The following is a 13,330-nucleotide window of genomic DNA, read 5'->3' on the forward strand; positions in this document are numbered from 1 at the left end:
AGGTGATTCCGTACGCGACGAGTGAGTGTAAGAGGCCGTCTGAATTGCTGGGGAAGGCCCTACATTGGCGACTGTTTCTGTCTTTAAAGCGGGCATGGTCGTAACGACGACCTGCTTCGCTACTTGCTGCGAGGGCGTACTCCGACATCCGCAAATGCCGAGCAACGTAACAATGAAGAAAATGCGATAAGCGCGTCCAACGGCACCGCGGCAAGGCATAATGCCTCCGTATCAAACAATCTCAGGTGGGGCTTCGCTGGCGGGTTAGCAAGGCAGGATGTGCCATTGTCTAAATCGTCATTTTCCGCAAATTCGTTAATCAATTTCCGGGGACATGGACTTTTCTGCCATGGGACCACAAGTCCTTGCGAACACGTGATTTTCGACAATTTTGCCTAGCGGAGATAACTTGCGTGCTTGTTAGATTCCCAAGATTGTGCTTGACTTTGACAAAGTTCCGCCTGATAGTTCAGTTAGGTTTGACTGGAAACTCCGTCATCAGACTTATATGCAAGCCGCGAAAACCTATCTCCGCACTGCACTGCTTTGGGCGCTAATTCCGCTCACGGTTTTCGCGGCGCGTCCTGTAGGCGGCTGTCTGTGCGCTAGCGGTGAGTACAAATTATTCTGCCCGGCAAAACTACTGGGAATTTCTTCGGGGAATCTAGACAGCACAAATAATTCAGCTTGTGTCAGAACATGTTGTGCGCTTCCAAAACACGAAAAACCCGTTGTCGAGCCATGCTGCCAGGACAAATCCAGCAGAGGTGTGACGGCGGAAAATTGTTTTCAATCGAACGGGAATAATTGTTGTAGCCCTGACATGTTTGCGGGGATGACGGTTGTTCCACGCGTCTCTATTTCCGCCGCTGCCGAGCAAGCCCCTTTGTTCCATGTACTGCCGGCTCAGACGGCAGCTAATTGGAACAGCGCGACCAGTATTCTCATGCTGCTCGTCGATGACGTCGGGCCGCCGGGTGGCGATCTTTTGATTTCGCTTCGGCGATTCTTGATCTAATTCTCTTCCGAGACGGCGCTTCTTCGCCGTCCTTGCTGGCTTCAACTTGCTCGGCGCTTTGCCATGCGAGGTGAACGCATCTGGCCTGATTCAGCTTGATCGTCATTTAACACGTCTTCGTGTTTCATGAGGTGATCAACACACCGATGACAATTTGTTTTTGTCGAAATGTGTGACCTTGTTTAGGTTCTGTCACCGCGCCCAACGCGGTGTTTACATCTGTTTCTTCACTCATGCGAAGGTGATTTATGTTTCGTGTACTCAAATTGGTAGCAGTTGTTGCGGTCCTCAGTTTGACCGCCAGTTCCTCGATGGCCCAGGGCTTTCGCGACGCTGGCGCGAAAGCGAACGGCAACTTTGGCACGGGATTTAGCTCGGGCGGGAGCAATTCTATGCATTACACGCAAGGACGTTCGACGTATTACAGTGCGCCGCAAGTTGTTCGTGTGATGTCGCCCACAATGCCGATGGCTCCGCAAGTCGCCCAGGCTCCGACTACGGTGCGCAGTTACTCAGTGGAACCGGGGCAAGCGATGGCCGCAAAGGCTATGCCCGCTCCCCAAGTGAGACGAAGTTTTAGCTATGAACCAAGCGCTCCGGTCTATCGCGCCCCGGTTCATCGCCATCACGGCTCGACGCCATCTTATTTGCTGCCCAAGACAGATGCGCATAAGTTTGGCGGCTAGTTTTTTTCAATTGTTCCCCCGCTCGGCAAGTTTGCCGAGCGGGATTTCTTTAGGTTTTCATTTTCTGGGTTGACCCATGCTTCGCTATTCTTTTTTTGCGTTTGCGATGCTGTTTTGTTCTATGAACATAATCGCTGCCGAACCGGCGGTGAAAGAAACTGTCCCGACCACAACAGCCACTTATCTAATTACTGGCTTGCATTGTCCTCCGTGCGTGAAGACGGTCGAATCGGCCCTCACTCGGATCCCCGGTGTCCGTTCCGCCAAAGTCGACTGGAATACCAAAAACGCACGGATCGAGTTCGATGAAACGGTGGCACCTGCACAAATGCTCGCGCAGCGTATTGGCTCGACCGCACACATGATGGGCGGAAATTTGCATTACGAAGGTTGGCTGGCTCTCAAGGTTCCGGAAGTCAAGGACGAAGCCCTGGCTAAAAAGGCGAAAGAAACCCTCGGGAAACTTGCGGGGGTTCAGGCAGTCGTTGTCTATCCCCAGCAACAATCGATTGGCGTCCAATTTGACGCCAAGGCCAAGCTCACGACCCGCGATCTAATAGATGCCTTGTCCAAAGTCGAGATCAAAGCCGAGAATTATTAAGTCGCTGCAAGATGGTCGCTGCGGTTCGTACGCGGCAGCCGTCCCAGGCTGGCGGGTTAGCAAATCCACGTTCGGATTGTGTGGCGGCTGCCGTTTTATTTCCCGACTTTAATCATCGCGTTCAATGCAGCTTGGTGTGTTTTTGAATTTGGGACGTTTTGAGTTGATTGTATGGTGACTGATGAATGACCCGAAGCTACTAACGAATTCCGAAACGCAGCTTCCCCTGCGCGATCCCATCGACGAGGGGGGGCTTCGCGCGCCTCCGGATTTGCATGGGTGGCGCAAATTTTGGTGGTGGTTCCATTTCTTGATCCTCGTGAAGCTCGCGCGGCTCCGCTTTATCGCCGTACTGCTCGTGATTGGGATTGTGATCACGCAATGGGACACCTTGATCGCCTATTATGATCGCTGGACACGTTCGAGCGAGAGCAGTGCGGCAGCAAGTGATATCGAGTATTTTTGCCCGATGCATCCTTCAGTGGTGCGTGAGAATTCCAAAGACAAATGCCCGATTTGTTTCATGCCGCTCTCCAAACGCAAAAAGGGCGACAACAAGGAAGAAGTATTACCCGCCGGGGTCGTCAATCGAGTACAGCTCTCTCCTTACCGCGTCGCCTTGGCGGGGGTAGGTACATGGCCCTTGGACTATGTGCCCCTCAGCAAGGAGATCACCGCGATCGGCTATGTCGAATTCGATGAACGGGGGGAACGCAATGTTTCGGCCCGGGTCGCGGGTCGCATTGACAAGTTGTTCGTCAACGAGACAGGCAAGCGCGTCAAAGCGGGCGATCCCCTTGCGTCACTCTATAGTCCGGATTTGGTCGTTTCCGTGCAATCATTGCTCGATGCGCGGCGCACGAATAATCGCAGCTTGGAGCAAAGTACGTTGCGAAAACTAGAGCTGTTGGGAATCGGCACGGAGCAACTGGAGACGATGGCCTCGCAAGGAAGCGCCAATACGCAAATCACGATTCGCTCCCCGATCGGGGGACATGTGATCAAGAAATATGTCCGCGAAGGAGAATACATCCAAGAGGGAAGTCCGCTTTACGATATCGTTGATCTGTCGACAGTCTGGATTCAAGCGCAAATCTATGAAGATGATTTGCAATTCCTGCCCACTGACTTGATACACCCTGAACAATCGCCCCCCGAGGATCAACTCGAAGTCATCGCGACGAGCCGGTCGCTACCCAACGAGGTTTTTAAGGGACGATTGGCCTTTGTCTATCCGCATGTCGATCAGAACACCCGCACTATTACGGTCCGCTTCGAGGTTAAGAATCCCGAACATAAACTCCGGCCAGGTAGCACCGCCACGTTGACGTTGCAAGTTCCCATTGAACGCTTGGGGAACCTTGCCGCAGCTGTCGAAACGGATGCTCAAGGGATGGCAAAACTCAAGGTGAGCCAAGCCCTCGCTGTGCCCGAAAGCTCGGTTATTGATACAGGGGCTCAAAAAATTGTTTATCGCCAAACGGTGCCGGGTGTTTATGAGGGGGTGCGAGTGACGCTGGGATCGAAGTTGACGGGCCCCGAAGGAATGATTTTTTATCCTGTGCTAAGCGGATTGAAATTCGGCGAGCGGATTATTACCGCCGGGTCATTCCTGGTTGACGCGGAAACGCGACTGAATCCAGCCGCCGGCTCGATTTACTTTGGCGGAAGCAGCGGCTCGAAAGGGAGCGGCAGTGTAGCAACCGTTCGTCCATCGACTCCGGAGGATGAAGAGGCCAAGATCATCGCGGCCCTGGCCGGTCTTTCCGCCGAGGATCGACCCGTGGCCATGTCTCAACGATATTGCCCGATCCTGACGGACAATTTGCTGGGGTCGATGGGCGTGCCAATCAAAGTGCTGATCGAGGGACAGCCGGTCTTCTTATGTTGCGACGGCTGCAAGAAGCAAGCCTTGTCCAAGCCTCAACAAACCATCGCCAAGGTTTCCGAAGCCAAAGCTCGCTCGTTGGGTTCCGCTGTGGTGAAGCCGAACCAGACTGGCGATCCAGCCGCAAATGGTTCGTCGCCGTCAGCTCCCCCACCCCTGACAGCAGCCGAAGAAGCTGAAGTCCGCCTGGAACTAGCGAAGCTTCCGACAACCGAACGCACGATCGCTGAAGCGCAAAGATTTTGCCCCGTCATCAAAGACAGCCGACTGGGCTCGATGGGCAAACCCGTTAAAGTCATGATTGACGGCCAAGCCGTCTTTCTGTGTTGCGAAGGCTGCGAAGAAGAGGCCCGGAAAAATTCCCGCGAGATCTTGGATAAGGCCATTCGCCTCAAGCAGCTTGCCCCGGAAAAACTTCCACAGCCAAAACCGTCGTCCAACTCTTCCCAGGCTAAAGCAATCACTGAAACCCTGTCTGCCGAAGAGCAGGCAATTGCCGAGGCGCTTGGGAAACTATCGCCAGCGGATCAGCAACTCGCCGCAGCACAAAGATTCTGCGTGGTACTGACGGACAACCGTCTCGGCTCCATGGGCGTTCCGATCAAGTTGGATGTCGGAGGAAAAACAATGTTCCTCTGTTGTGCGGGTTGCAAGTCGAAAGCTCTGACGAATCCACAAAAAACGCTTGCTTCCTGGAATCAATTGCTCGCTAAGCATGGCTTAGAAAAGGATAAATAGGCTGCCAGCATGATCGAACGAATTATTGAATACTCGATTCGCAATCGCTTTCTCGTGATCGCATTGGCGGGAGCGTTGACTATCGCCGGCGTCTTCGCGACGTTGGATACGCCCGTCGACGCGATTCCCGATCTCAGCGAGAATCAAGTCATCGTGTTCACCGACTGGATGGGCCGCAGCCCGCGCGAGGTCGAAGACCAAGTCAGCTACCCGCTCTCACGCAAGCTGCAAGGATTAGCCGGTGTCAAAGCTGTGCGCTCCTCGTCGGAATTCAATTTTTCGATGATTACGATCATCTTCGAAGATAATATCGATTTCTATTTTGCCCGCCAGCGTGTCAGCGAACGGCTGGATCAATCGGCAACGTTTCTACCCGCGGGAGTGTTGCCCTATTTGGCACCAGATGCAACAGCCCTAGGCCAAATTTTTTGGTACACGGTTGAACCCAGCCCGGGGAACCCCATTGATTCGGGCCATCTTTGGGCCTTGAACAAATTCTACATCGCTCCCCAGCTTACGGCTGCCCACGGCGTCGCCGACGTGGCAACCGTCGGGGGCACACCACTGGAATACCAAGTCGATGTCCGTCCCGAGGATCTCCGCGCTTACGGTATCACCCTGGGTGATCTCTACGGTGCAGTCTCGAAAAGCAACACTCCGTCTGGGGGCGGTGTGGTGCAAAAGAACAATGCCGAGTACATCGTGCGCGGCGTCGGCTGGATCAAGGACAAATCCGACATTGAAAACACGGTCATCAAAGAAGTCGAAGGCGTACCGATCTACGTCAAAACGGTCGCCACCGTCCAGCTTGGCACTCAATTCCGCCGTAGTGTGTATGAAAAAGATGGCAACGAGGTTGTCGGCGGCGTGGTGCTCATGCGGCATCAAGAATACCCGCTTACCGTAACCGACAGCGTCAAAGAAAAAATCCAGGAACTCCAGCCCGGCCTCCCCAAAGGCGTTCGGATCGTCGCGGCGTATGATCGAACCCGGCTGATTCACGGGGCGATTCATACCTTGACCGAAGTGATGTGGCACGAGATGGTCATCGCCTCGCTGGCGATTCTCATGATTCTGGTACATGTGCGCAGCGTTTTTGTGATTTGTGTAACACTCCCGCTCGCCGTGCTGTTTTCCTTTTTGATGATGTGGCTGCTGCGTCGGCTGGGCATCATTGACATCCAAGCCAACATCATGTCCTTGGCCGGGTTGACGATTTCGATCGGCATTCTTGTCGATCAAGCCATCGTGATGACCGAAAACGCTACGCATCACTTGAAAGAACATTTCGGCGATCGCAAGGTTGAGGGGGATACCCGAGAACTGGTCATCCCGGCCTGCCGGACCGTTGGCAGGCCGATCTTCTTTTCCGTTTTGATCATGCTGATCTCGTTCATTCCCGTCTTTATGCTCAGCGGGCGCGAGGGGAAGCTGTTTCATCCGCTCGCTTTTACCAAGAGCTTTGCGCTAATCGGGGTGGCGATTATTTCGGTAACTCTTGTGCCGGCACTGATTCCGACTTTTATCAAGGGCCGTTTGCGTAGTGAAGAAGAAAATCCGATCGTGTTGAGTTTCATCAAAATTTATAAGCCGTTGCTCACCTGGGCCTTGCCGCGCCGCAATCTTGTCATGTGGATGTTCGCTGTGCTACTGGTCTTGGCGGCCGGGATGTTCCCGCTCCAGGCCATCCTCGGCATGGGCGCTTCAGAGACCGCGTGGCAAACCAGCTTTCTCGCTGTCTTTGCCCTGGTCACAGGATTGACGGTACTCCTGACCCGTGGCGCACTATGGCAGACGCTGTCCCTGGCGAGTTTGATCCTCTTGGGGTTATGGGCTTATCAATTTCCAAAAATCGGTGTGGCGTTTATGCCCGCCCTTGACGAGGGAACGACCCTCGATATGCCAATTACAATTCCGCGGGCGAGCGTAACTCAGGCAGCCGACGATCTCAAAGCCCGCGATGCGTTGCTGCGCGGATTTCCCGAGGTAGAGTCGGTGATTGGGAAAGCGGGCCGCGCCGATACGCCGACCGATCCCGCGCCCTTGGATATGGTGGAAACCTTTGTTAATTTTCGGCCCCGCGAGTTATGGCCGAAACGCGTTTTGAAATTCGAAGATGCCCTAGCGCAAATACGGCTGGTCCTTGCCCGGTTGGAGTCCGAAGGATTTCTAGGAACCGTTCCTGACGAGGATCGGAACAACCTCGTAAATGACGCGACGCAAAAAGCTTTGGAGCGATTTGATGAACTCCAGCGGGAATTGGCCTTATTGCGATTCAAAGAATTCGAGCGTGAACTCAGCGGACGGTTGACAAGATTCGCTGTTACCGAAACGATCATGCTGGTCAAAGGCAACAAGGCGCTGGCGTGGCCATCCGAAGTGAACGAATCTCAATTCTGTGAGGCGCTCAGCAAGAAATTGGAGCCCGAGTTCGGCGCTTGGCTTGCCAAGTCTCCATCCTTGGAAGATACGACGGGGATCAGCCGCAAGGTCGTCGAGGCCCTGCATCAAGTCGGCGCGATCACCGATGTCGTAGCTGCATTGCAATGGAATGGTACGGCGATCGAAGAATTGCAAACCGTGATTGCCGAAGCAATGGGCGGAAAACGCACGACATTGCCCCAGGCATTATTGAACCGCATCCAAGCCACGAGACTTGCATGGTGGCGCGAAGAAGTCAAGAAAATCAATTGGGACTTGTTCGATCACGGGACGGAATCATTTACCTGGTTTGCCTTGGAAGAACTCGCCAAAGCGGCGAAGGGAATGACGCTCTTAGGGAACGGGCAACGCGGGCAAATGACGGAGAGTTTTGCCAATGACGCCATCAATTCCCAACTCGATAAACCGGTGAATTCGGAATCCCTAGTTCCCTTCATTGAACTCCGACAATCGCTGGTGGAACCATTCCGGAAGAATGTTTTCTTCTGGCCGCGGCAAACTGGGCCCAAAGGAGATTTGGTGGATGATGAGATGGGACGGGTTTTGCAAGTGCCCGGGTGGAGTAACATTTTTACGCAGCCGATTATCAATCGAATTGAGATGCTCTCGACCGGCGTGCGTACCGATATAGGTGTCAAAGTTTTCGGGTCCGATCTCGATACGATTGACTTGGTCTGCAAACAGATCGAAGCGGCCTTGAAACCAATCAATGGAACACGGGACGCGATCGCCTCGCCCATTATGGGAAAAGGCTATTTGCAGATCGATATCGACCGGGAACAAGCGGCTCGCTACGGCATCGCCGTGGAAGACATTCAGAATGAAATCGAAGTTGCATTGGCTGGCCGCGCGGTTACCTACACGGTTGAAAAGCGCGATCGATTTCCCGTTCGCGTCCGGTATGCCCGCGCCAACCGTGATGATGAAGAAAGCATCCGCCGCCTACTGATCCCGACAGGCGGGAGTTCTGCGGCTGCGTCGATGTCCTCGGCAGCAAAAGCCGGAGGAATGAGTCCTTCGTCGTCGATGTCGAGTACGGTAACTCCCAGCGAGAAAAAATCCGGACACACGGCTAGCCCCCGCCATGCTGGCAGCAAACCCATGATCCCTCTGGGGTCGGTCGCGGCTGTGCGGATCGTCGAAGGGCCGGCCATGATCAAAAGTGAAAACGGCCGGTTGCTCAACTATGTGACCCTTAATGTCCGCGGACGCGACATCGTGGGATATGTGGAGGAGGCCCAACGCGTCGTTGCCCAAAAAGTTACCTTGCCCGAGGGGGTGCATATCGAATGGAGCGGCGAGTTTGAGCATCAGGTCCGTGCCGCACGGACGCTACGCTTCGTGTTTCCGGCCGTGATCGTGCTCATCTTCGTGATCTTGTACATGACGTACAATGATTTGGCCGACGCGGCACTGATGATGCTAGCTGTCCCCGAAGCATTGGCCGGGGGCGCATTCTTTATGTACTTCTTTCCTAAGATTATGGAGGGCTGGGCCGCTCCGCCCATGGATTTCAGTGTCGCCGTATGGGTCGGGTTCATCGCCTGCTTCGGGATGGCGACCGAAACGGGCATCATCATGCTGGTTTACCTGCGCGAGGCGATCGAAAAACGTGGCGGTTTGGAAAACATCAAATCTCTTGATGAACTGCGGCAAGCGGTGATCGAAGGAGCAGTGCATCGACTGCGACCCAAGCTGCTGACCGAGGGCGTGGCGATCATTGCTATTTTTCCGATGGTCTTTGCCAACGGCGTGGGTGGGGAGATTCTGGCTCCGATGGCCCTGCCGGTACTCGGAGGACTTCTAATTTCCGACGAGGTTGTAGATCTGTTTCTGCCTGTTCGTTTTTATTGGGTTCGGCGAGCTCGATGGTTAAAAATCCACGATAGCAAATCAACAGGCGTGCCTTTAATAGCAACAGAAGTGCCGCCAAGTGGAACATTAGCGATGACAGGTTCCATTTAACGAAGGAAACGCTAGCCTGTTAATAACTTATGTCATGTCAGCTAGCAGGAATGGTTGTAATCCCTTTCACTTTACTGAACACTAAACGTGTTAGCATGAATGCTATCTTCGACCCAATCGGACGCCTCGGAAAATAGTCTGCACCTGTCTGCACCCTTTTTTGCCTAATGCTGTTTTAACATGTCATCTATTCATCACCAGCGCGGTCTGTTTCATCTGCCTTCATTTCGTGCCGCCCAGGAGCTTATTGAGTACCGTCGCAGCGTTTCTTGCTGAACCCGAAACCCCACCTGGCCCGGCCATGCCTTTGTCAGCGACCTTGCCTTGGGCATCGACAATGACCATACGATTCGGCCAGCAAGCATACGACTTCTCGACTTGATCATCGATTGTATCTACTAGGATCGGGATACTGACTTTGAGCTTGATGGCAAAGTCTTGGGCGACCTGGCGGCGTTCTTCGAGGGACTTGGGAGATGGGATCTCGAACTGGTTGTTCGGCCTCGCCCGTCCGTCGGTCGGATGAGCTTCACGGACATAGATCAGATAGAAGTGCACTAGATCCCCGTACTTTTTATAAAGTTCGTCGGTCGTCTGAGTCGTGCTAACAAACGGGGGACAGGTACAACTTCCAAAGATCAGTACCACTGGTTTGCCTTGGAGACTCGACAACTTAACGGACTTCTTTCCAGCGATGTCCTGGAGCGTAAAATCTGGAGCCGACGCACCGTCTTTCAAATCCCCCTGCCTGATTTGCAGACGATCCGAGCGATCGGGGCGAGCCGGATTCGGTTTTTGTGCTGCCGCAGTCGAGAGCAGAGTAATTCCCAGGCTGACTACTACGAGGAATGGTAAGAAGCGTTTCATTTCAATTATCGAGTTAGAGGCTGTATCAAAAATGGAAGATTCATTAGACGATGACATCAAGAAACTTGATTGCATTATATAAGAGTGGTGGATTTCGGATATGAACCTGCACTACCAAAAATGAACGGCATAGTGTTAACTCGCGACTGCAAAAGTTCGAAGAGGGTTGGTTCGTTTTTTGCCACCGAAGCAGTCTCGGAATCGCGAAGTCGTTTCGAAGCAATGGTTTACGTCTTGAGAAAAAGAGAGTATTGTTACGAAGAGGGTTCCCTTTGGGGAGCTTTTCAAATCTGCGGAATTTCCGCCGACCCACGGGTTAACACAAAACGCCGAGAGCGAGAGCTCACGGCGTTCGTCGTTTTGCGACCCTTTTGCTGGGATTTTCTGAACTCAGCCGATTTACGAGAGTTCTCTATAAATTCTCTAATTGCCCGCAAGCCTCGAACTCGTCGGCTCTCTCGCCAGAACCTCTCGCGCTCTCTGTTTTAGGTAGGCCGCTGGGTTAACAACCCGTTTGGTTTCGGGGGACCGAAAGCAACGGGTTTCGAAATTCTTTCTAGAGACTTATTTAGCGAACCTGTGGCAACTATAAAGGGTCAATAAAAGTAAAAAGGAGCTTCGATGAACAGGCCCACGAAACATCATTACGTCCCGAAGCTGTTGCTGAAGGGATTTACTAAGGCACTTGTAGTAGATGACACGCTTTGGATTTGCGACATAAAGTTGCGCCGCGCGTGGGACAGAAGTCCAGAGAGTGCGGCGATCGAGAGGAATTTCTACCGCTGGGAGAACTCAGGCACTCTCGATCCCATGTGGCTTGAGAGACTGCTGGGGGACAAGGTCGAGCCGCGCATGGCAGAGGCTCTCAAGCAGTCAATCCAGAATTTGGCAGTATCGGACGATGAGGAGATGCGAACGCATTTTCTAACTCTGGTCGCGTCATCTGTTATACGCGGTCCCGCCATGCGGGCAATGAATTCTGACTCGTTCAACTCCGGTATCCAGGAGCTGATTGCTGAATGGCTAAAGCCAGAGAATTACCAAGGCCAGTTCAAAGACCTTCTGTCCGCAACAGGCAAGAGCGTCGAAGAATTGCGTGAAATGAATCAACAGGGTGTTTTCCAATACGACGTCGATAAGAACACGCACCTTCAGGCGATCATCGATCAGGCGATTCACCTGGTTGGCATTTTCTCTAGACGCCGCTGGGTTGTGTTGCCGCTTTCCGACGACGCCCCGGATTTGATCTGCTCGGACTCTCCCGTCGGACTACTGCCGCTTAAGGGCTATTCCGGCCTAAGCTGGCTAGATCCAAACACGCTCGTCACGTTCCCGCTCAATCGACGCACGCTTGCGCTTGGGCTGGCAAACGACTATAAATATCCAGATAAGGTATTTCCGCGATTCGTTGCAAGCGTTAACAGGGTAACGGGAGCTGGGGCGACTCAAGTTTATTCATCTGAGCCTCGATTCTTTTGGGTTTCGAGCGAAGGTAAATATCACTGGGTGGAGTTCAGCAAGGAAGCAGTCGAAGCGAGCAGCTAATCATGCCAGACGCACCTAACAATCCATCAAGCACCCCGCAGCTATGCGCATACTGCGGCGAAGCGATCGTTCGCGGACAGGGCAACCGCGAGCACTTTGTACCGAAATGCTTGTGGCGTCGTTTGCCCAGAGGTGTGGCTACCGTCCCGGTACATAAGTCTTGCAATGACGCTTACTCGCATGATGCCGATTATTTCCGCACGGTGATGGCGACCGACCCCGTGGCAATGAAACACCCTACCGGCCTAGATGTTGCTATGGGGCCAGTGAAAAGCTTAATCAATAACCACCGGGGGCAGTTTCTACAGCAGGCCCCAGACCTCGCCTTCAGAGACCACTTCACCCCAGCGGGAATTTACGTTGGTAAGGCATGGTCATTCACGATTGACGACGACCGGCTTCTGCGAATCTTGCGTAACATCGTCAAGGGAATGTTTTACAAGATTTATGGCAGACCCCTTCGCCAAGACCGTGTTATCAATGTGCAGAAGGTTCCGGGCCTGATCGGCGAGAAAGAATGGCTGGATGAGTACAGCCCTTGGGCGGGCTATGGTGATGACGTTTTCCTAACTCGCTACAACCGTTGCGAGAATAGCGAAGACATCGCTTGCTTCATGACGTTCTATCGAGCCAGGATGTACTTCGCTTGCACCCGGCCCCCGGAAATTGCAGCCTTCGAAGCAGCGCGTCGGGCATGAACCTAGCGGGACAGCCCCCATAGCAAAAGAACAAGAAACGTCGAAGACAGCGAACTACTACGGAGCCTGAGGATGAACGCTTTATTGAATGGATTCGCCGTCAACCATCCTGCATCAGTTGCCAGTTCAACGAGTACGCCCCCGCGTATTTTGTCCAGCATGGGAGCTTTAATACGACGTTACTACCTAATTCACCTGCAGCTCGCTGCATAAAGAAGTTAGGGCTCTGACGGGCAAGAAGATAGCAGCGGGTCGCAGCCCCGCGCGGTCGCTTCGCAATGCGTCGTGTTTTGCGATTCGTGATCTTTTCCGCCGCTGGCCGAATAGCCATTACTGCAGTGACAAATGGTTGCGTTGTCATGATATTCTTCAACCTACTTGCTTGAAATTAAATATTCACCTGAGCAGACATTCGATTCGCTCCACAATAGATCCGACCGTTTTTTCTCCAGAACATTTCCGATATTTTGGGCAAATAAGATTTAGCTCTGGATATGGAAATAGCTAGCAAGAAACGCACTCCAAATTGGACAGAGTGGTCATAAGTAGTTGACAATCCGCTCCACGATTCCCTCGATTGTTTGCCTGCTGCTATATCCTTGGTACTTCGCCGCATATGCTCGCAACGCTGAAGTAGGCGAGAGTTGTGCCATGAATGTATCAAGCACCGGCTCCCATTTTTTGATGCTATGGGGAAATGCCACAGCTGCTAATCTTTGTTGCGCGACTGCTAGAGAAAGCAATTCTTGCTCCAACTGGATCGGAATTAACAACATAGGTTTCTGTCCTAATAAAGCGTCGCAGATCATCCCATGTCCAGCCGTCATGATGATGGCGTCACAGCTTTCCATCAGGCTTTCAGGGTCGATACGCTTTTTGCAA

9 protein-coding genes are annotated in these 13,330 nt (G+C 53.0%); 7 read left to right on the top strand and 2 right to left on the bottom strand.

What is annotated here, in order from left to right:
• The first annotated feature begins 835 nt into the window (after positions 1 to 835).
• The 5 genes from AC6T8Q_RS14675 to AC6T8Q_RS14695 all read left to right on the top strand — a co-directional run bounded on the left by AC6T8Q_RS14675 (position 836) and on the right by AC6T8Q_RS14695 (position 9,338).
• Positions 836 to 1,018 carry a hypothetical protein gene (locus AC6T8Q_RS14675; protein ID WP_500679790.1) on the top strand — a complete coding sequence of 61 codons (183 nt, stop codon included), beginning with the start codon at positions 836 to 838 and terminating at the stop codon, positions 1,016 to 1,018.
• A gap of 248 nt (positions 1,019 to 1,266) precedes the next feature.
• Positions 1,267 to 1,704 (top strand): hypothetical protein, encoded by a 438-nt coding sequence (locus AC6T8Q_RS14680; protein ID WP_500679791.1) that lies wholly within the window; start codon positions 1,267 to 1,269, stop codon positions 1,702 to 1,704.
• 121 nt (positions 1,705 to 1,825) lie between these two features.
• Positions 1,826 to 2,305, top strand: coding sequence for a heavy-metal-associated domain-containing protein (locus AC6T8Q_RS14685; RefSeq protein WP_500679792.1), 480 nt, complete (start codon positions 1,826 to 1,828; stop codon positions 2,303 to 2,305).
• A 181-nt stretch (positions 2,306 to 2,486) separates the two neighbouring features.
• Complete coding sequence (locus tag AC6T8Q_RS14690) at positions 2,487 to 4,931, top strand: hypothetical protein (RefSeq protein WP_500679793.1); 2,445 nt, start codon at positions 2,487 to 2,489, stop codon at positions 4,929 to 4,931.
• Between the two features lie 9 nt (positions 4,932 to 4,940).
• Positions 4,941 to 9,338: an efflux RND transporter permease subunit gene (locus AC6T8Q_RS14695; protein ID WP_500679794.1), complete on the top strand. Its 4,398-nt coding sequence runs from the start codon at positions 4,941 to 4,943 to the stop codon at positions 9,336 to 9,338.
• Between the two features lie 222 nt (positions 9,339 to 9,560).
• On the opposite strand, the gene AC6T8Q_RS14700 is transcribed toward AC6T8Q_RS14695, so the two are convergent.
• Positions 9,561 to 10,205: a deiodinase-like protein gene (locus AC6T8Q_RS14700; protein WP_500679795.1), complete on the bottom strand. Its 645-nt coding sequence runs from the start codon at positions 10,203 to 10,205 to the stop codon at positions 9,561 to 9,563.
• Positions 10,206 to 10,826: 621 nt separating this feature from the next.
• On the opposite strand from AC6T8Q_RS14700, the gene AC6T8Q_RS14705 reads away from it, so the two are divergent.
• Both AC6T8Q_RS14705 and AC6T8Q_RS14710 read left to right on the top strand, forming a co-directional pair.
• A complete protein-coding gene (locus AC6T8Q_RS14705; RefSeq protein WP_500679796.1) occupies positions 10,827 to 11,750 on the top strand; it encodes a DUF4238 domain-containing protein in 924 nt (307 codons plus the stop codon).
• A 2-nt stretch (positions 11,751 to 11,752) separates the two neighbouring features.
• Positions 11,753 to 12,448, top strand: a complete 696-nt coding sequence (locus tag AC6T8Q_RS14710) for a hypothetical protein (protein ID WP_500679797.1) — start codon at positions 11,753 to 11,755, stop codon at positions 12,446 to 12,448.
• 539 nt (positions 12,449 to 12,987) lie between these two features.
• On the opposite strand, the gene AC6T8Q_RS14715 is transcribed toward AC6T8Q_RS14710, so the two are convergent.
• On the bottom strand, positions 12,988 to 13,330 hold a 343-nt coding region (locus AC6T8Q_RS14715), incomplete at its 5' end, for a hypothetical protein (RefSeq protein ID WP_500679798.1).

Origin of the sequence: Bythopirellula sp. (assembly GCF_041737835.1) — a bacterium.
GTDB lineage: Bacteria > Planctomycetota > Planctomycetia > Pirellulales > Lacipirellulaceae > Bythopirellula.